This window comes from Flaviramulus basaltis (assembly GCF_900114265.1).
GTDB classification, from domain to species: domain Bacteria; phylum Bacteroidota; class Bacteroidia; order Flavobacteriales; family Flavobacteriaceae; genus Flaviramulus; species Flaviramulus basaltis.
In genome coordinates, this window is the sequence record NZ_FPKV01000002.1 from 902176 (window position 1) to 921758 (window position 19583).

The window sequence follows — 19583 nt, forward strand, 5'->3', positions numbered from 1 at the left end:
TTATTATTGTTTACAGGTTGCTAAAACTTGTTCAGCTCGTTCTTTTCCCCAATTTGGATGAAAAGGTGTTTCTGGTTTAAAGTTAGCAAAAAGTTCTATGGCACGTTCTATATCTTTACAAAATGGCGTCGTGTCTTGTCCAAAATACTTAGCGCCGCCCATATCCCATTCGGCTTTACAAAATACCACTCTTGGGTTATTAGGCGCTAGTTTTGCTGCCTTAGCATACAATTCAACTACTTTTCCAGACAACGTCATACCATATGTTGCACCATCATAAGCTACCCAAGCGGTGTGCAATAAAGCTTGTAGCACCAATATTTCTGGATTCTCTTTTGAAATTGCTGTAGCATCATTAATTAAGTCTTGTGCTTTTTTAAGTTGAGCAGATAGTTTCTCCTCATCTTGCTCTCCAAAACTGTATAGAACATTTATTTGTGCTGCATAATAAGGTGGTAGCCAATTATCTGTTTCTGCTGCTGCAATACGTTCAAATAAATTAGAAGCTTCGGTTGGGTTATTACTTCTCCAAAAATCAAAGGCTTTTTCCATGCCTTTTTCATAGCTAGTTTGAGCATTAACAAGCCCAGAAACTATTAGTGTTGCAATAATGATTAAATGTTTCATAATATTCGTTTTTTGATTTATTAATTATGAAACAAATATCTAACAGAAGTCAAGTTTATAAAAAAGAGACTAACCGAATTGTTATTTTTTAATGATGAAATGTTAAATCGATATCTTATATAATAAAAGTGGCAAAAGTTTAAAACTTTTGCCACTTTTATTATATAACAACTTATAAAAAATTATTGTGCAGCGTATTTAAAAAATATTGGTACTCCATAAGCTACTTTTACAGGTTTACCTCTTTGTTTTCCTGGTTTCATACTTGGTAGCAAACCAATAATACGCTCTGCCTCTTTTTCTAAAATTCTATCTGGGCCTCTAGATCTTACATTGGTAGTATAACCTTTAGAATCTATAACAAATACTACCGAAACACGACCTTGAATACCTAGATCTAAAGCAGATTGTGGATATTCGAAATTCCTCATTACATGCTCTTGTATCTTTTTTTGAAAACAATTTTTAGTTTCATTTTTGTTTAATCCTTCGCAACCTGGAAATACTGGCACGTCTTCAATTATAGCAAAAGCAACTTCTACGTCTTCTTCTACTTCTTCAACATTTACATCAGAAACATCTACAGCAACAAAATCTTTAATAGCATCATCTTGACTTGATTCGGTGCTTTCAATAACTGTTTCTTCAATTTCCACAACATCCTCAACAATTAGAACATTTTCACTTATTGCTATAGGTGGTGGAGGTGGTGGTGGTACGTTTACGTTTATAATTGGTATATCTTCTTCTATTTCTTGGTCTACATTAACAATATCCATTACAAAATCACTTTTTTCATAACTTTTATACTCTAATGCCCGCCAAGATAAGAGCAACATCAAATTGAGTCCAATAGCAAAATAAATACTGCTATTTCTGCCTATTTCTAATTTTGGGTTCTTTTTAGCTTTCATGACTATTAAAATTTAATACTATAAAATTATTGGAATTGTCTTTAAATAAGTATGATAATTGTCATGTTACAAATAAGACTTTATTTGTAGTTTATATTATATATAGTAACTTTATGTATAAAAAAAGCTGTCTTTTTATAGACAGCTTTTTAATTTAATGGAATTCAATCAAACTATTTATAACACTTATGAAATTTGAATTGTTCTAGATGGTTTTTGTTTTGCCTCTTCTTTTTTTGGAAGATGCACAAGTAAAATACCCTCGCTATAGTTTGCATTAATTTTGCTATCGTTAACCGTTTCTGGTAATGTAAAAGTTCTCTTAAACGAAGAATATCCAAATTCTCGGCGTGTATAACCTTTGTTTTTTTCTTCATTCTCTTCTTTTAATTCTGCAGAAATTGATAAAATATTGTTCTCTAAATTAATATTGAAATCGGATTTTTTTAATCCAGGAACTGCCATTTCAACTATAAATGCATCTGAAACTTCCTTAATATTGACCTTAGGTAAGGTAATACCTGTATTGAAGTTTGAAGAAAATAGTGACGGAAAATCATTTAAAGAAAAATCGTCAAACCAAGTTGATAATAATGGGAAGTTTGAGGCTGTATTTTTGTTTGCTAAACCCCCATTTTTCGGTAATGTTGCTAAATTGCTCATTGTTAAAAATTTTAAGTTAAACATTTACTCTATTAATATTCAATACATTAAATGCAATAAAAATACCAAATCTTATTTAGTGATAAAGTGTCTTATTCTTTAGATTTTCTTTAACAAATTTCTGTCATTTTTTCACTTTCACAATTCATTTTATGTCAAATATTCGGGAATATTTTATTTTGCCTTTCTCATAAAAAATTATAAATTCGATTAATTATCTATATCATAACAAATCTAGTCATGAAAATCATCTCAACCAACATAGCAAAACCAACTACATTTATTTGGAATGGTAAAGAAGAAACTACAGGTATTTATAAAACACCAACAAACAAACCTATTTACTTAACTAAAAACGATGTAAAAGACGATGAAGTTTCAGACCGAATACATCATGGCGGTGAGTTTAAAGCTTGTTATATGTTTTCGGCAGAAGAATACCCTTATTGGGAAAATCTTTATCCTCATTTAGATTGGAATTGGGGTATGTTTGGTGAGAATTTAACAGTTTCAGATTTTGATGAAACACAAGTTTTTTTAGGAGATGTTTATAAAGTAGGTGAAGCTTTAGTCAGAATTTCACAATACAGAGAGCCTTGTTATAAATTAGGCCATAAATTTGGCACACAAACCGTACTTAAACAATTTATACAACATGGTTTTGGTGGTACTTACTTAAGCATTCTTGAAGATGGTTTTGTTAATATTAATGATGAATTTACTTTAGTTGAAAGACCTGAAAGCAGTTTAACTGTGTCTCAATTATTTCAATTAGTACATGCCAAAGAAAAGGATCAAACTTTACTAAAAATAGCCTCAAAAAGTCTTGCTATTCCTCCAAAAAAAAGAGTGTTATTAAGTGGCTATATTATAAATTAACTTTGATATGGTTTGTTATATCTTTGCAGTAAATTATTTTACATGTCATTTAAAGACTTACAATTAAACAAACCACTTTTAAGAGCTGTAGCAGAAGCTGGTTACGATAATCCTACTTTAGTACAAGAACAAACTATCCCGTTAGTTCTTGAAGGAAAAGATGTCATAGCATCTGCGCAAACAGGAACAGGTAAAACAGCGGCTTTTGCTTTACCAATTTTACAATTATTATTTGATAAACAAGATGCTCCCAAAAAAGGCAAAAAAATAAAAGCTTTAATTGTTAGTCCTACACGAGAATTAGCTATTCAAATTGAAGATAATTTTAAAACCTATAGCAAGCATACAAATTTAAGAACTACTGTTATTTTTGGTGGCGCTTCTATAGAACCACAAATTGATGTTTTAAAAAAAGGTGTCGATATTTTAATTGCAACTCCTGGTCGCCTTCTAGATTTACATAAACAAGATCTTATAAACTTAGATTATGTTAAAACTTTGGTTTTAGATGAAGCCGATTTAATGCTAGACATGGGTTTTATAGACGATGTAAAAAAGATTGAACGTTTATGTCCACAAGAAAAGCAAATCTTATTGTTTTCGGCAACAATGCCTTATAAGGTTGAACAACTTGCAAATACTATTTTAAAAACACCAGAACGTGTTGAAGTTACACCAACCTCATCTGCCGCAAAAAATGTAAGCCAAGTATTATATTATGTTTCTAAACTTAATAAAATTGAACTCTGTTTACATTTATTAAGAAATACTATTAAAGGAAATATTTTAATTTTTAGACGCACAAAATTTGGTGTCGATAAGTTAGAGCAAACACTAATAAAAAACGGTTATAAAGTTGAAAGTTTCCACGGAGATAAACCACAAAGCTTGAGACAAGAAGCTCTAAACAAATTTAAAAATGGCTATGTTAATATTTTAATTGCTACAGATGTTGCTGCACGTGGTATAGATATTAACGAGTTAGATGCTGTTATAAATTTTGATATGCCAAATGTACCAGAAACTTATGTTCACCGAATTGGTAGAACAGGTCGTGCTGGTAATTTTGGAAACTCGTATTCGTTTTGTTCGGCAGATGAAAAAGCATATGTAAAAACAATTCAGCAATTAATAAATATTCAAATTCCTATTGAAGAAGAACATCCTTACCCTTTAGATCCTAAAGCAAAACCTATTATTCATAAATCTAAAAAAACAGGAAGTAAACATAAAAAAGGCAGAAAAAGTGAAGCTTCAAAAAAGAAAAAGAAACGTTGGTATTAAAAAACATAAAAACACTTCACTTATAAATAAGATTAAAACCACTTCACTAAAATGAAGTGGTTTTTTTGTAACTTTCTCATAAACAAACACGTCATATAGATTATCAATCAAAAACCAATCAAATATGAAAAAATTACTGTTTACCTCTTTATTCTTTTTTTTAATCACATTAGTACAAGCCCAAAACTTAGAATCTAAAATAGATCAATTATTAGAAGCAAAATACAAACCAAATGAACCTGGTGCTACTGCTTTAGTTTATAAAAACGGAAAAGTAATTTACCGAAAAGCTTTTGGTAATTCTAATCTTGAATTAGATGTCCCAATGAAACCCGAAAATATATTTGAAATTGGCTCCATAACCAAACAATTTACTTCGGTTTCTATTTTAATGCTCGTGGAGCAAGGAAAATTAAATTTAGATGATGAGATTACTAAATTTATTCCTGATTATCCTACACACGGGAAAACCATAACCATTCACCATTTATTAACACATACTTCTGGAATTAAAAGCTACACATCAATGAATTTGATGAAAATAGCAAGAACAGATATGTCTCCAACTGAATTAATAGATTATTTTAAAAATGAACCTATGGATTTTGATCCTGGTGAAAGTTATCGTTATAACAATTCAGGATATATTCTTTTAGGATATATAATTGAAAAAATTTCTGGAAAAAGCTATGCGGATTTTATAGATGAAAATATTTTCAAGAAACTTGGCATGTATTCATCTCATTATGGAAGTAATAAAACAATAATTAAAAATAGAGCTTACGGTTACCAAAACCAAAACAACACATACACAAATGCAGATTATATTAGTTTAACACTACCATATGCCGCTGGTTCTTTAATGTCTAATGTAGACGATATGCTTAAATGGCAACAAGCTGTAAACTCGAATACACTTATCTCAAAATCATCTCTAGAAAAAGCTTACACAAATTATACTTTAAATAATGGCGAAAAATTAAATTATGGTTATGGCTGGAGTTTAAACGCTATAAACGACATACCTACTATAGAACATGGTGGTGGTATTTTTGGTTATACAACAATGGGTGTTAATGTGCCTAGCAAGAATGTTTATGTTATTGTACTAACCAATTGCGATTGTAACTCACCTACAGATCTTGCTATAAAAATAGCAGCATTAGCTATTGGAAAACCATACTCTGAAACAGAAAACACAATTTCATTAACTAACTCCCAATTACAACAATGGGTTGGAAATTATGAATTTGAAGATGGTGCTTTAAGATCTGTAACTTTAGAAGACGACCAATTATTTAGTCAGCGAGATGGAAGCAGTAAGTTTAAAATATTTCCTATATCTGCTAATGAATTTTCTTTTGATAATAGTTTATCCAAATATGTTTTTTCAATAAACAATGATAAAAAAGAAGTGGTTTTTAAAAATAGAATTGATATCTCTAAAGGTTTTGAAACCGATAAAAAAGTACAATCAGAAAAAGAATCTATAGAGTTTGATGCTGCTATATTAAAACAATACATTGGTGTATATACACTACAACCTGGTTTTAATATTGAAATTACAACCGAAGAAAACAAAATATTTGCACAAGCTACAGGACAATCTAGATTTGAGATTTTTGGTGAAGGCACAGATAAGTTCTTTTTTAAAGTAGTAGTAGCAAGTATTAAATTTATTAAAGATGAAAATGACAAAGTAAAAAGCTTAATACTCTATCAAGGCGGACAAGAAATGGAGGCTAAAAAGAATTAAGTTTAGTAAATAAAAAAAGCCATCATTTTGTGATGGCTTTTTTTATTTAACTATAATTTACATCTCCAATCGCTTATCGAAATAATTTTTAAGAAGTGGGATTTGAATGCAAATCATAAATCCAAAAAACACCACAGCATACATAACTGTTTTAGATAATTTAAAACTTGATAATGTATTTGTTAATGCACTAAAATCCATTTCATTTAACCAACTTGTAGATTCAACTTTATTTCCAGAAAATAAAGCATAAATAATTATTGCCAAAAAGCCAACTGAAATTAAAACCCAAATTGTTTTAGATATTAATGGCTTATAAACTATTGTTTGTTTTTTATTTAAAACTTCAACTTGAGACATCACAGCAGCAGTGAAATTAAAAGACGGACTTTGAACAGTTGTTCTTTTAATAACTTTATTAGCTAAATCGTCTAAATATTTATCTGCTTTCTCTTTCATAATACTCAATTAATTCTGGTTCTAATTGTTGCTTTAAAATTGTTGCCAACTTTTTTCTACTTCTAAACAATTTCACTTTTACATTATTGGTTTTTATTCCCATAGTTTTAGAAATCTCTTCTAGAGATAATTCTTCAAAATAATATAAAGTTAACAAAAAACTATCTTCATTTGGTAATAAAGCTATACATTCTTGAATGGTTTGTTCCCGTTCTTTATCTTCTAATTTATCTAATGCGTTATCGATAGTTTTTACTTGATGTTCTGTAAATTCATCAATTGCAACATCGTTAATGTACTTTTTATTCTTTTTAAGTCTATCTAAACTGGTATTATAAGCTATTTTATAAATCCAGGTTGAAAATTTAGAATCGCCTTTAAATTTACTTAACGATTTATACGCCTTTACAAAAGTATCTTGAGCGACTTCTTCTGCCTCTTCCCTATTCTTGAGTATTTTAAGCGTTAAAGTAAACACCAAATCCTTGTAGCGTTCTACCAATACAGAAAATGCATTAGTGTCGCCTTCAATTATTAGGTTGATATAATATTGATCGTTAGTGGTCATTTTAAAAGTAAGACGCCTTTATATTATTTAAGGTTACATAATAATGTGAAAATATTTTTTTTTTAAAAAGTGTAACCAAAATGAAAAACACATCGTCATAAGCTATGAACACATTAAAAATAATCAATTAAAAACAAACAATTATGGAAGAAATATTAATCCCAATCAGCTTTTTTCTAGCAGTTTTCGGTATGGCTTATCTTTATTTATCTACTAGAAACAAGGAGCGTTTAGCACTCATTGAAAAAGGTGTTGATGCCAGTATTTTTATGAGAGGTAGAACTCATACAGCTCCTATTTGGAAAGTATTAATTTTAAATCTGGCATTATTACTAATGGGTATTGGTGTTGGTGTATTTATTGCCATGCTTTTAGCCGAATACACAACTTTAGATGACGACGCCATTTATCCGGCTGTTATTTTCTTTATATCTGGTGTTGCCTTATTTATTGGTTTTAATATGACTAAAAATTTAGATAAGGAATAACAACAAACTATTCATCAATCAAATTCAAAACTATTTTCTATTTTATATGGAAAGCAGTTTTTTATTTAATTTCAAAATCAAAAAAAGTATTTGGAAAAGGTTCTCCACGAAGTGTAAAGTGCCACCATTCTTTTGGGTAATTTCTAAAACCATATTTAATCATAATGCGTTGAAGCAACTGCCTATTAGCTTTTTGCTCTTCAGTAATATTTTCATAATCAACCCAAGATTCTTTTCCAAAAAAATCATAAGGGCTACCCATATCTAAAGGCTTACCTGTATTACCATCAATAATAGTTAAATCGACCGTGCTACCTCTACTATGTCCAGATTTTGAAGCAATATAACCAGCTTTAAATAAGTTACTTTTTTTAACATGTGGGTAAAAAATATGTTTATTAATAGTATCGTTTAAATCTTTAGCCCATTTAACAAAATGATTTACGGCTTGCTGTGGCCGGTAACCATCATAAATTTTTAAACATAAATTTTGTTGTTGCAATGCTTCATGAACTAATTTCAAAGCCTTGGCTGTTTCAGTAGTCAATATAAGTTTATTGGCTTGGTAGCCAGTAACAGGCTTACCCAAAAAGTTATTTGACGTATTATAACGCAGCTCCACTTCCAAATCTGGAATAATGTCATGCACATAAACAAAATCTCCAGGCAATTGAGCTAAAGCATTAAAACAAAATAAACTAAGTAAAACAACAACTAAATATTTCATAAATCTTCTTAATTATGCTAATTTAGAAAATAAAAGAACATGCTCTTTGGAAGTCCAATAAATTTAAAGATGAATGATGCAGAAGTTGTTTATTATCCCAACTTTTTTAATAAAATTGACTCCGATATTCATTTTAATAATTTACTAGAAACAATTAATTGGAAACAAGATACTATAACCGTTTTTGGTAAAACTCATTTACAACCTCGTTTAACTGCTTTTTTCGCAAATAACAACCACAGCTATAAATACAGCAATATTGTAATGAGCCCAAACCCTTTTAGTGGCAATTTACTAGAAATTAAAAATATTATTGAAACGGAATTATCTATTAAATTTACAAGTTGCTTAGCAAATTTATATCGTGATGGAAAAGACAGTAACGGTTGGCATGCAGATAATGAAAAAGAATTAGGAGAAAAGCCTATTATAGCCTCTGTTTCATTTGGAGAAGAAAGAGTATTTCATTTTAAGCATAGACACGAAAAAGACCAAAAATTAAAACTAATACTACAGCACGGTAGCCTATTATTGATGAAAGGTGAAACTCAAAAATATTGGTTACATCAAATACCAAAAACTCAAAAAAATATTGAAAATCGGATTAATTTAACCTTTAGAATTATTGCATAAAAAAACCGAGTTCCCTCAAACTCGGTTTTTTCTCAATTTGCTTTTTTATATTATGACGTTAGATTTGGGTTTCCATATCAACACATAATGCAAATATTAATTAATTAATCCATTGAACTAAAAAGTATGTTATTTAGTACCCTCCAAATATATAATTATAAAAGATTACTCAACGATTAAATACATTAAAAATCGATGAAATGCACTTAATTTTAACATTTATCGACAAGAAAAACAAAATAATCGACGAAATGCACTATTTTAAAATCATTTAATACTGGATAAATAGTTGTAAACTAAAAAAAGCATCCCGAAAAGAGATGCTTTTTTATTAACTAACTAACCAAAAATATGAATTACAATCTTAAGTTTAAAGTAACCACTCAATAAACTTTTTATATGAATGTAATTACAATCTATAAAGCAATACCCGTGCCAAACTAAATTTACTAATTTTATTTTGTGATTTTTTTAACAATTAATTACTTCTCTCTACAATTTTTAAAATAATAACTAGCTATTAGTATTTCATATTTAATTATAAGATATTTGCTCATCAAAAAACTAATCAATTCATGAAGAAAATTTCGTTATTAATTCTTACCCTCCTAATATTAATTGCTTGTGGTAAAAAAGAAAAAGATTTAATTGTAAAAGGTAATATCCAAGGATTAAAAAAAGGAACAGTATATCTAAAAAAGATAGAAGATACTATTCTTATAACTGTAGACTCATTAGTTATTAATGGTAACTCCAATTTCGAATTACAAAGTGATTTAGATTCTCCAGAAGTATTTTTCTTATACTTAGATAAAAAGAGCACTGATAAAGATAGAATTAGATTTTTTGCAGATAAAGGTGTTACAGAAATTAATACAACCCTTAAAAACTTTGTTTTTGATGCTAAAATAATAGGCTCTGAACAACAGAAAATTTTAGAACAATATCAATCTATGATTTCAAAAATGAATAACAGAAACTTAGATTTAATAAAAGAACAATTTGAAGCTCAAAAACAAGCAGACACAGCTAAAATAAATATTATTAGAAAAGAAGCAGATAATATGCTGAAAAGAAAATATTTATATACTGTAAATTTTGCTTTAAATAATAAAAATAGTGAAGTAGCACCTTATTTAGCGCTCTCAGAAATATATAATGCGCATGTAAAATTTTTAGACACTATAAACAATTCACTAACACCAGAAGTTAAAGCAACTAAATATGGTGAAGAGTTAGAATCTTTCATTAAAAAAATAAAAGAGAACGAGAATTAACAAACTAGTAGTTCTCTCTTTAGTAGTATAAAAACAAAAAGACCTTTCATAATAATGAAAGGTCTTTTTGTTTAAAAGCCTATGAGTAGATCCATTAAGCTTCAAATCCAACTTATATAAAATGAAATGCCTCTCAAAAAGAGAGGCATTTTAGAGCCGATGGAGGGACTCGAACCCACGACCTGCTGATTACAAATCAGCTGCTCTAGCCAGCTGAGCTACATCGGCGTTTTAACGGGTGCAAATATAAACGCAAAAATGATATTTACAAGCACTCCGTTAAAAAAATTTATGAAAGCTTATTAATTTTTTCAATTAAAGCTCTTCCTTTTATCTCTAACTCGTTATTAATAGCTTTATAATGAGCTTTAACATTGTCTATGTTTTTTGCATTCACTTTAGCAATTAATTCATCAAAAGTTGCAATTGCTTCATCAATGATTGCCTCACTCTTTTTAGTCTCTTTGTCTGTATTTGCATATTCCCAAACATAAACTGCTTCTATAATATCTCCTAAAACGTAATTAATATCCTTTTTTAGGTCTCTAACATTTGCCATAATTTCTAATTTAATTTGAATGCAAAATTACACATAAACTTCTAATAGGGTAGCATTTTTAGAATTAATTTCATAGTTATCAATCACTGCAGGAAGTAATATCGTTTCTCCTTTTTTAATAACTTCTGAAAAACCATTAGCAGTAATTTCAGCATCACCTTCAACACACATATAAATAAGAAATGAGTTGTGGTCATTTTCTTTTTTAAGTGTCTTGTTTATTTTCAAATAGTTTGTTGTAAAATATGGGCAGCTAACCATTTCATTAGAGTGGTTTTCTGTTTTATCGTAAGTCACTCTAAAATTATCAGGCATATCAAAATTAAACGCATCAATAGCCAAATCGTTATGTAGCTCACGTTCGTTACCTTCATCATCTACTCTATCCCAATCATAAACTCTATAAGTAATATCGCTTGTTTGCTGAATTTCTGCTACCATAACACCAGCGCCGATAGCATGTACACGTCCTACTTCTATAAAATAAGTATCCCCTGTTTTAACTTTATCAAAATTTAAAATTTTGGTAAGGGTTTTATTATTTAAATGTTCCAAATAGGTTTCTGGAGTCATTTCTTGATTAAACCCTACAATAAGATTAGAGTCTTCATCTGCTTGAAAAACATACCACATTTCTGTTTTTCCAAAGGAATTATGACGTTTTGCTGCCAACTCATCATTAGGATGCAATTGAATAGATAAATCTTCTTTAGCATCTATAAATTTAATTAGAAGAGGGAATTTATCTTTAAATATTCTATAATTCTGAAGCCCTATTAAATCTGATTTGTAAGTTTTTAGAAGATCTTTCAAAGATTGTCCTTTTAAACTTCCGTTAGAAACTATTGATGTATCTCCTTCTACATCACTAATTTCCCAGCTTTCACCAATATTTGGTAAATCACTATCCTTATTTAGGATATTTTTCAATTTTTGTCCACCCCAAATTTTATCTTTTAATATAGGTGTAAATTTTATTGGATATAAAATGTTTGACATATTGTATATTTTTATTTTTTATTTTCCTGAATAGGTTACAAAGTTTCTAGGTGTTTCATAAAGCGTTATTTCCAAATCTAAATTAGCATCAAGTTTTGGTTTCATTTTATTGTAAATAACAACTGCAATATTTTCAGCAGTTGGATTTAAATCTTGAAATTCTGGAACTTCAAGGTTTAAATTTTTATGATCAAAAGCATCTTCAACTTCACTTTTTATAATGTCTTTTAAAACTTTCATATCAATAACATAACCTGTTTCTTGGTCAATCTCACCATTTACACTTACAATAAGTTCATAATTATGACCATGAAAATTGGGGTTATTGCATTTCCCGAAGATTTCATCATTCTTTTCAAAACTCCAATCCTTTCTATATAACCTGTGTGCTGCATTAAAATGAGCTTTCCTACTTACAGTTACTTTCATGAGTTAGTAATATTAATATGTTCGTAAAACTTATCAAAAATAACTTTAAACCAAGCTGTATATAATTCTGGATGAAGTGAAATATCTACCTTTACATCTTCTAATAGCATCCATTTCCAACTTGCAACTTCATCAGGATTAATAAATGGTGTGTCATTGTATTTTCCTAGCAAAACATGATCGTACTCGTGCTCTGTTAAACCATTATCAAATGGGGCTTTATATATGAAGGATATAGACTCTTGTAAGTCTACAACAAAACCCATTTCTTCCATTAAACGCCTTTTACCAGCTTCTAGGTTCGTTTCTCCGTCTCTTTGATGGCTACAACACGTATTGGTCCATAAACCTGGCGAATGATATTTATTTAAAGCACGTTGTTGCAACATTAACTCATTTTCATCATTAAAAACAAACACAGAAAATGCGCGATGTAACAAGGCTTTTTCGTGAGCTTCTAACTTAGGCATTAAACCTATTTGCTCGTCATTTTCATTAACAAGAATTACTTTTTCTTCTTCCATATCGAAACAAAAATACCAAGTAAATTTTTAAAAATCATTATTCTAATTAGAAATTTAAAAAGTGCTTTAAACTTCTATTATTATTGGCGTTATAAATATTATATTTGCAACCCATTTGCATAAACATCTATGAGCTTTTTAAAAGAAATACAACGCAGACGAACTTTTGGTATCATTTCTCACCCAGATGCTGGTAAAACTACCTTAACCGAAAAATTACTTCTATTTGGTGGCGCTATTCAAGAAGCTGGTGCTGTAAAAAGTAATAAAATAAAAAAAGGAGCAACTAGTGACTTTATGGAAATTGAACGCCAGCGTGGTATTTCGGTTGCAACTTCTGTTTTAGCTTTTGAATACAATGGCATCAAAATTAATATTCTTGATACTCCTGGACACAAAGATTTTGCTGAAGACACCTTTAGAACCCTAACTGCTGTAGATAGTGTAATTGTTGTTATTGATGTTGCAAAAGGTGTAGAGGAACAAACAGAAAAGTTAGTTGAAGTTTGTAGAATGCGAAACATTCCTATGATTGTTTTCATAAACAAAATGGATAGAGAAGGTAAAGATGCTTTTGACTTACTTGATGAAATTGAACAAAAATTAGGCTTAAAAGTTGTGCCATTAAGCTTTCCTATTGGAATGGGTTACGACTTTAAAGGTATTTATAACATTTGGGAAAAGAACATTAATCTTTTTAGTGGTGATAGTAGAAGAGATATTGAAGAAACCATTGAAATATCAGATTTAGCTTCTTCGCAATTAGATAAATTAGTAGGAGAAAAAGCGGCAAATACTTTAAGAGAAGAAATAGAATTAGTAAGTGGTATATATCCAGAATTTGATAAAGATAAATATTTAAACGGAAAGTTACAACCCGTATTTTTTGGTTCAGCTTTAAACAATTTTGGAGTAAGAGAATTATTAGATTGCTTTGTTGAAATAGCACCAAAACCAAGACCAAAACAAAGTGAGGAACGCTTAGTAGAACCTAAAGAAAATAAATTTACAGGGTTTGTATTTAAGATTCATGCTAATATGGATCCTAATCACAGAGACCGTTTGGCATTTATTAAAATTGTTTCTGGAAAATTTGAAAGAAACAAACCTTACTTGCATGTAAGGAATAATAAAAAAATGAAATTTTCTAGCCCAAATGCATTTTTTGCTGAGAAAAAAGAAATTGTAGATGTTTCATATCCTGGAGATATTGTTGGTTTACATGATACAGGAAATTTTAAAATTGGGGACACATTAACTGAAGGTGAAAACATTAATTATAAAGGTGTACCAAGTTTCTCCCCAGAACATTTTAGATATATTAATAACGCCGATCCTTTAAAATCTAAACAACTTTTTAAAGGTATTGATCAATTAATGGATGAAGGTGTAGCACAATTATTCACTTTAGAACTTAATGGACGAAAAGTGATTGGTACCGTTGGAGCGCTTCAATATGAAGTTATTCAATACAGATTAGAGCATGAATATGGTGCAAAATGTACTTACGAAAACTTGAATGTATTTAAAGCTTGTTGGGTTGACCCTAAAAACTCAAAATCAGATGAATACAAAGAGTTTGTTAGAGTTAAACAGCGCTTTTTAGCAAAAGACAAACAAAATCAATTAGTATTTTTAGCAGATTCTGCTTTTTCTTTACAAATGACACAGCAAAAATACCCAAATATTAAGCTTCATTTTACTTCAGAATTTGATTAAAACTAATATGTATTTCGTCGATTATTAATTTTTAATCGGTATTTAAAAACTTTTTAACGAAAATTTTAATATTAGATTCACAGTTTTTCTAAATTTAAAATAGAATCATAACCCCAAATAATGATCTACCTATGGAAACAATAGACAATGTTTTTAGTAATAATGATATTACTGTAACTTACGAGCCTTGTAAATGTATTAATGCAGAGCGTTGTGCTAAGGAACTTTCAAATGTATTTAGACATTCTGTAATTCCTTGGATTGATTTAGATGGAGCCCCGACTGAAAAAGTTATAAATCAAGTAAAAAAATGTCCTTCTGGCGCTTTACAATTTCATATTAATAAGAAAGTTGCTTAAAAATAAAAAAGCCTTTGAAAATTTCAAAGGCTTTTTTATTTATGCTTGACCAGTTGGTCCAAAATTTAATGGAATTGGGGGTTGTTCATAATCCTTAATTTCTCCATGTGCATTTTCAAATCTGGTAACATTATCATTTAACGCTTTTAGTAATCGCTTAGCGTGCTGAGGCGTTAAGATAATTCTAGACTTTACTTTGCTTTTTGGAATTCCTGGCATAATACTCACAAAATCAACAACAAACTCAGATACAGAATGATTTATAATAGCCAAATTAGAATATATTCCTTCAGCTACTTTTTCATCTAATTCAATGTTTATTTGTCCTTGTTTTGGTTTATCACTTTCGTTAGCCATAATAAATGTCTTATTAAAAAAACATTCCCGCTTTCGCGGGAATGTTACTAATTAATTATAATTTAATTCTTGCTTTACTTGCATCATTTCGTCAAACTCTTCTTTAGAGCCAACAATAATATCATTATAACGTCTCATTCCTGTACCTGCTGGTATTCTATGCCCAACAATTACATTTTCTTTTAATCCTTCTAAAGAATCAACTTTACCTGCTACAGCAGCTTCGTTAAGTACTTTAGTAGTTTCCTGGAACGATGCCGCAGAAATAAACGATTTTGTTTGAAGTGAAGCTCTTGTAATACCTTGTAGTATTGGTGTAGCCGTTGCTGGTCTAGCATCTCTAGCTACAACAAGTTCTTTATCTTCACGACGTAAAATTGAATTTTCATCTCTTAATTCACGAGGTGTAATAATTTGCCCCTCTTTAAGATTTGTAGAATCTCCAGCGTTTTCAATTACTTTCATTCCAAAGATATCATCATTTTCTTTAATGAAATCTGCTTTATGTGCTAATTGATCTTCTAAGAAGATAGTATCACCAGAATCTATAATTCTAACTTTACGCATCATTTGCCTTACAACAACTTCAAAGTGTTTATCATTAATTTTCACACCTTGTAAACGATATACTTCTTGTACTTCATTAACTAAGTATTGTTGAACAGCAGAAGGTCCTTTAATATTTAAAATATCGTTTGGTGTAATAGAACCATCAGATAAAGGCATACCAGCTTTAACATAATCATTTTCTTGTACAAGAATTTGATTAGATAATTTTACTAAGTACTTTTTAACATCACCTAATTTCGATTCTACTATAATCTCACGATTACCTCTCTTAATTTTCCCAAAAGAAACAACACCATCAATAGCACTAACAACTGCTGGGTTTGAAGGGTTACGTGCTTCAAATAACTCAGTTACACGTGGTAAACCTCCTGTAATATCACCCGCTTTTGCAGATTTACGTGGTATTTTAACTAATATCTTACCAACAATAATTTTTTCACCATCATCAATCATTAAGTGAGCCCCAACTGGTAAGTTGTAAGAACGCATTGTTTCTCCATTACTATCTTCAATATGAAGTGTAGGAATAAGCTTTTTGTTTCTAGATTCTGAAATTACTTTCTCTTGGAAACCTGTTTGCTCATCAATCTCAACTTGGTAAGTAATACCTTGTTCGATGTTTTCATATTTTACTTTACCAGCAAATTCTGAAATAATAACACCGTTATATGGATCCCAAGTACAAACAACATCTCCTTTAGTTAATTGTTGGCCATTTTTAACAAAAATGGTTGAACCATAAGGAATATTATTAGTACTTAAAACAATACCTGTTTTCTTATCTGTTAATTTAAGCTCTGAAGTTCTAGATATTACAATATCAATATCATTACCTTCATTATCTTTACCTTTAACAGTTTTCAAATCTTCGATTTCTGCTATACCATCAAACTTAACAACTAATTTGTTTTCCTCTGAAATGTTACCTGCAATACCACCTACGTGGAACGTACGAAGTGTTAACTGTGTACCTGGTTCTCCAATAGATTGTGCAGCTACTACACCAACAGCTTCTCCACGTTGTACCATTTTACCGGTAGCTAAATTACGTCCGTAACATTTAGCGCAAATACCTTGTAAAGCTTCACATGTTAATGCTGAACGTGCTTCAACACTTTCAATTGGTGATGCTTCAATAGCTTTAGCAATATGATCTTCTATTAATTGACCAGCTGAAACTAATAACTCATCTGTTAATGGATTGTAAACATCATTTAACGAAACACGACCAACGATTCTTTCTTCTAAAGTTTCAACAACTTCATCATTTTTCTTCAATGGCTCAACTTCAACACCTCTTAATGTACCACAATCTTCTGTATTGATAATAACATCCTGAGATACATCAACTAAACGACGTGTTAAGTAACCTGCATCGGCAGTTTTAAGTGCTGTATCGGCAAGACCTTTACGAGCCCCGTGAGTTGATATAAAGTATTCTAAAATTGAAAGTCCTTCTTTAAAGTTAGAAAGAATTGGGTTTTCAATAATCTCTCCACCACCTGCATTAGATTTTTTAGGTTTTGCCATTAATCCACGCATACCTGTAAGCTGACGAATCTGTTCTTTAGATCCACGAGCTCCAGAATCAAGCATCATAAACACCGAGTTAAATCCTTGTTGATCTTCACGAATACGTTTCATTGACAATTCAGTCAATTCAGCATTTGTAGATGTCCAAATATCAATAACTTGATTATAACGTTCGTTGTTAGTAATAAGTCCCATGTTATAGTTACCTGTAATACCATCAACTAAAGCGTTAGCTTTATCGATCATTCCTTGTTTTTCTGGTGGAATGATAATATCTCCTAAACTAAATGACAATCCTCCTTGGAAAGCAAATTTAAACCCTAAAGTTCTAATTGCATCTAAGAAATCTGCCGTTTCAGGAACAGATGTTGCTTTAAGAATATCACCAATAATATCTCTTAATGATTTTTTAGTAAGTACTTGATTGATATAACCTGCTGCTTGTGGTACATGTTGATTAAATAATACACGACCAACAGTAGTATCAACAATCATTGGTGCTAATTTACCATCTTCATTAATATCAATAGTTCTTACTTTAATACTTGCATTTAACTCTACTTTACCTTCGTTAAAAGCAATTTCTACTTCCTCTGGAGAATAAAATGTTAAGCCTTCACCTTTAACTTTAACTTCTGGAGTAGACGTACGTAACTTGGTCATATAATAAAGACCAAGTACCATATCTTGAGAAGGTACCGTTACTGGTGAACCATTTGCTGGATTTAAGATATTATGAGATGCCAACATTAATAATTGACATTCCAAAATAGCTTCTGGTCCTAATGGTAAATGTACTGCCATTTGGTCACCATCAAAATCCGCATTAAATGCTGTACATACTAATGGGTGTAACTGAATTGCTTTTCCTTCAATTAATTTTGGTTGAAAAGCTTGTATACCTAAACGGTGTAAAGTAGGCGCACGGTTAAGTAATACTGGGTGTCCTTTAAGAACATTTTCCAAGATATCCCAAACAACTGGTTCTCTTTTATCTATAATTTTCTTTGCAGATTTTACTGTTTTAACAATACCTCTTTCAATTAATTTCCTAATTACGAAAGGCTTATATAATTCAGCTGCCATATTTTTTGGCAATCCACACTCATGTAATTTTAATTCTGGACCAACAACAATTACCGAACGTGCAGAATAATCAACACGCTTACCAAGTAAATTTTGACGGAAACGCCCTTGCTTACCTTTAAGTGAATCTGATAAAGATTTTAATGGTCTATTAGAATCTGTTTTTACAGCAGATGACTTACGTGTGTTATCAAATAATGAATCTACCGATTCTTGTAACATACGTTTTTCATTACGTAAAATTACTTCTGGTGCTTTTATTTCAACCAATCTTTTAAGACGATTGTTACGAATAATTACACGACGGTATAAATCATTTAAATCGGACGTTGCAAAACGACCACCATCTAACGGCACTAAAGGACGCAATTCTGGTGGAATAATAGGAATTACTTTCATGATCATCCACTCAGGACGATTTTCTCTATTATTGTTAGATTCACGTAAAGATTCAACAACTTGTAAACGTTTTAAAGCTTCTGTTTTACGTTGTTTAGACGTTTCTGTATTTGCTTTATGACGTAATTCATATGATAACGCTTCTAAATCAATTCTTGATAATAGTTCGATTAAACATTCAGCACCCATTTTAGCTAAAAACTTATTTGGGTCTGTATCATCTAAGTACTGATTATCTTGTGGAAGTGTTTCAAGAATATTTAAATATTCTTCTTCCGTAAGGAAATCTAGTTTTTGTAATGGCTCTCCTTCTTCATTTTTAGCATTACCTGGCTGAATTACTACATAACGTTCGTAGTAAATAATCATATCTAATTTCTTAGATGGTAATCCTAATAAGTAACCAATTTTGTTTGGTAAAGAACGAAAGTACCAAATGTGAGCAACAGGCACAACTAAGTTGATGTGTCCTACTCTATCACGACGTACTTTCTTTTCTGTTACTTCTACACCACAACGATCACAAACAATACCTTTGTAACGAATTCTTTTATATTTTCCACAAGCACATTCGTAATCCTTTACAGGACCAAAAATACGTTCACAGAACAAACCATCTCTTTCTGGTTTATGAGTTCGATAATTGATAGTTTCTGGTTTTAAAACTTCACCTCTAGACTCTGCTAAAATAGACTCTGGTGATGCTAAACCAATTGAGATTTTATTAAATCTCCTTACTGTATTCTTATCTTGTTTTCTTGCCATAATATATGG

The 19583-nt window shown here is 30.2% G+C and carries 20 protein-coding genes and 1 tRNA gene; 8 read left to right on the forward strand and 13 right to left on the reverse strand.

Annotation, left to right across the window (positions count from 1 at the left end; all coding sequences use genetic code 11):
- Positions 1 to 3: 3 nt before the first annotated feature.
- The 3 genes from BT151_RS10630 to BT151_RS10640 all read right to left on the reverse strand — a co-directional run bounded on the left by BT151_RS10630 (position 4) and on the right by BT151_RS10640 (position 2204).
- On the reverse strand, positions 4 to 627 hold the full coding sequence (locus tag BT151_RS10630; protein ID WP_072401981.1) for a tetratricopeptide repeat protein: 624 nt from the start codon (positions 625 to 627) through the stop codon (positions 4 to 6).
- 182 nt (positions 628 to 809) lie between these two features.
- Positions 810 to 1541 (reverse strand): energy transducer TonB, encoded by a 732-nt coding sequence (locus tag BT151_RS10635; protein ID WP_072401983.1) that lies wholly within the window; start codon positions 1539 to 1541, stop codon positions 810 to 812.
- Positions 1542 to 1727: 186 nt separating this feature from the next.
- Positions 1728 to 2204, reverse strand: a complete 477-nt coding sequence (locus tag BT151_RS10640; RefSeq protein ID WP_072402640.1) for an Hsp20/alpha crystallin family protein — start codon at positions 2202 to 2204, stop codon at positions 1728 to 1730.
- 240 nt (positions 2205 to 2444) lie between these two features.
- On the opposite strand from BT151_RS10640, the gene BT151_RS10645 reads away from it, so the two are divergent.
- The 3 genes from BT151_RS10645 to BT151_RS10655 all read left to right on the forward strand — a co-directional run bounded on the left by BT151_RS10645 (position 2445) and on the right by BT151_RS10655 (position 6123).
- Positions 2445 to 3083: an MOSC domain-containing protein gene (locus BT151_RS10645; RefSeq protein ID WP_072401985.1), complete on the forward strand. Its 639-nt coding sequence runs from the start codon at positions 2445 to 2447 to the stop codon at positions 3081 to 3083.
- 42 nt (positions 3084 to 3125) lie between these two features.
- Positions 3126 to 4367, forward strand: a complete 1242-nt coding sequence (locus BT151_RS10650) for a DEAD/DEAH box helicase (protein ID WP_072401987.1) — start codon at positions 3126 to 3128, stop codon at positions 4365 to 4367.
- A 124-nt stretch (positions 4368 to 4491) separates the two neighbouring features.
- Positions 4492 to 6123, forward strand: coding sequence for a serine hydrolase (locus BT151_RS10655; protein WP_072401989.1), 1632 nt, complete (start codon positions 4492 to 4494; stop codon positions 6121 to 6123).
- A gap of 57 nt (positions 6124 to 6180) precedes the next feature.
- Here BT151_RS10655 and BT151_RS10660 read toward each other — a convergent pair whose 3' ends face one another.
- Positions 6181 to 6582: a hypothetical protein gene (locus tag BT151_RS10660; RefSeq protein WP_072401991.1), complete on the reverse strand. Its 402-nt coding sequence runs from the start codon at positions 6580 to 6582 to the stop codon at positions 6181 to 6183.
- Positions 6563 to 7150 carry an RNA polymerase sigma factor gene (locus BT151_RS10665; protein WP_072401993.1) on the reverse strand — a complete coding sequence of 196 codons (588 nt, stop codon included), beginning with the start codon at positions 7148 to 7150 and terminating at the stop codon, positions 6563 to 6565. Before BT151_RS10665 ends, BT151_RS10660 begins: the two co-directional genes overlap by 20 nt.
- 143 nt (positions 7151 to 7293) lie before the next feature.
- Here BT151_RS10665 and BT151_RS10670 point away from each other — a divergent pair, with 143 nt between their 5' ends.
- Positions 7294 to 7638 carry a DUF6249 domain-containing protein gene (locus tag BT151_RS10670; RefSeq protein ID WP_072401995.1) on the forward strand — a complete coding sequence of 115 codons (345 nt, stop codon included), beginning with the start codon at positions 7294 to 7296 and terminating at the stop codon, positions 7636 to 7638.
- A gap of 61 nt (positions 7639 to 7699) precedes the next feature.
- Here the strand turns inward: BT151_RS10670 and BT151_RS10675 are convergent, their stop codons facing one another.
- Complete coding sequence (locus BT151_RS10675) at positions 7700 to 8365, reverse strand: M15 family metallopeptidase (protein WP_084647924.1); 666 nt, start codon at positions 8363 to 8365, stop codon at positions 7700 to 7702.
- A 39-nt stretch (positions 8366 to 8404) separates the two neighbouring features.
- Between BT151_RS10675 and BT151_RS10680 the strand changes: the two genes are divergently transcribed.
- Positions 8405 to 8998 (forward strand): alpha-ketoglutarate-dependent dioxygenase AlkB family protein, encoded by a 594-nt coding sequence (locus tag BT151_RS10680; RefSeq protein WP_072401997.1) that lies wholly within the window; start codon positions 8405 to 8407, stop codon positions 8996 to 8998.
- 575 nt (positions 8999 to 9573) lie between these two features.
- The gene (locus tag BT151_RS10685; RefSeq protein ID WP_072401999.1) at positions 9574 to 10275 is read left to right on the forward strand and encodes a DUF4369 domain-containing protein; all 702 of its coding nucleotides are present in this window, start codon (positions 9574 to 9576) and stop codon (positions 10273 to 10275) included.
- Positions 10276 to 10429: 154 nt separating this feature from the next.
- Here the strand turns inward: BT151_RS10685 and BT151_RS10690 are convergent.
- The 5 genes from BT151_RS10690 to idi all read right to left on the reverse strand — a co-directional run bounded on the left by BT151_RS10690 (position 10430) and on the right by idi (position 12786).
- Positions 10430 to 10503, reverse strand: a tRNA-Thr gene (locus BT151_RS10690).
- Between the two features lie 61 nt (positions 10504 to 10564).
- Complete coding sequence (locus BT151_RS10695) at positions 10565 to 10834, reverse strand: hypothetical protein (protein WP_072402000.1); 270 nt, start codon at positions 10832 to 10834, stop codon at positions 10565 to 10567.
- Positions 10835 to 10861: 27 nt separating this feature from the next.
- Positions 10862 to 11833, reverse strand: coding sequence for a type I phosphomannose isomerase catalytic subunit (locus tag BT151_RS10700; RefSeq protein ID WP_072402002.1), 972 nt, complete (start codon positions 11831 to 11833; stop codon positions 10862 to 10864).
- Positions 11834 to 11851: 18 nt separating this feature from the next.
- On the reverse strand, positions 11852 to 12262 hold the full coding sequence (locus tag BT151_RS10705) for a 6-pyruvoyl trahydropterin synthase family protein (protein ID WP_072402004.1): 411 nt from the start codon (positions 12260 to 12262) through the stop codon (positions 11852 to 11854).
- Positions 12259 to 12786 carry an isopentenyl-diphosphate Delta-isomerase gene (gene idi / locus BT151_RS10710; RefSeq protein ID WP_072402006.1) on the reverse strand — a complete coding sequence of 176 codons (528 nt, stop codon included), beginning with the start codon at positions 12784 to 12786 and terminating at the stop codon, positions 12259 to 12261. Before idi ends, BT151_RS10705 begins: the two co-directional genes overlap by 4 nt.
- Before the next feature lie 129 nt (positions 12787 to 12915).
- Here idi and BT151_RS10715 point away from each other — a divergent pair, with 129 nt between their 5' ends.
- Complete coding sequence (locus tag BT151_RS10715) at positions 12916 to 14505, forward strand: peptide chain release factor 3 (RefSeq protein ID WP_072402008.1); 1590 nt, start codon at positions 12916 to 12918, stop codon at positions 14503 to 14505.
- Positions 14506 to 14636: 131 nt separating this feature from the next.
- Complete coding sequence (locus BT151_RS10720; RefSeq protein ID WP_072402010.1) at positions 14637 to 14864, forward strand: (4Fe-4S)-binding protein; 228 nt, start codon at positions 14637 to 14639, stop codon at positions 14862 to 14864.
- A gap of 39 nt (positions 14865 to 14903) precedes the next feature.
- Here the strand turns inward: BT151_RS10720 and BT151_RS10725 are convergent, their stop codons facing one another.
- Both BT151_RS10725 and rpoC read right to left on the reverse strand, forming a co-directional pair.
- Positions 14904 to 15221, reverse strand: a complete 318-nt coding sequence (locus BT151_RS10725) for a DUF3467 domain-containing protein (RefSeq protein WP_072402012.1) — start codon at positions 15219 to 15221, stop codon at positions 14904 to 14906.
- A gap of 51 nt (positions 15222 to 15272) precedes the next feature.
- On the reverse strand, positions 15273 to 19574 hold the full coding sequence (gene rpoC, locus BT151_RS10730) for a DNA-directed RNA polymerase subunit beta' (protein ID WP_072402014.1): 4302 nt from the start codon (positions 19572 to 19574) through the stop codon (positions 15273 to 15275).
- Between the last annotated feature and the right edge of the window lie 9 nt (positions 19575 to 19583).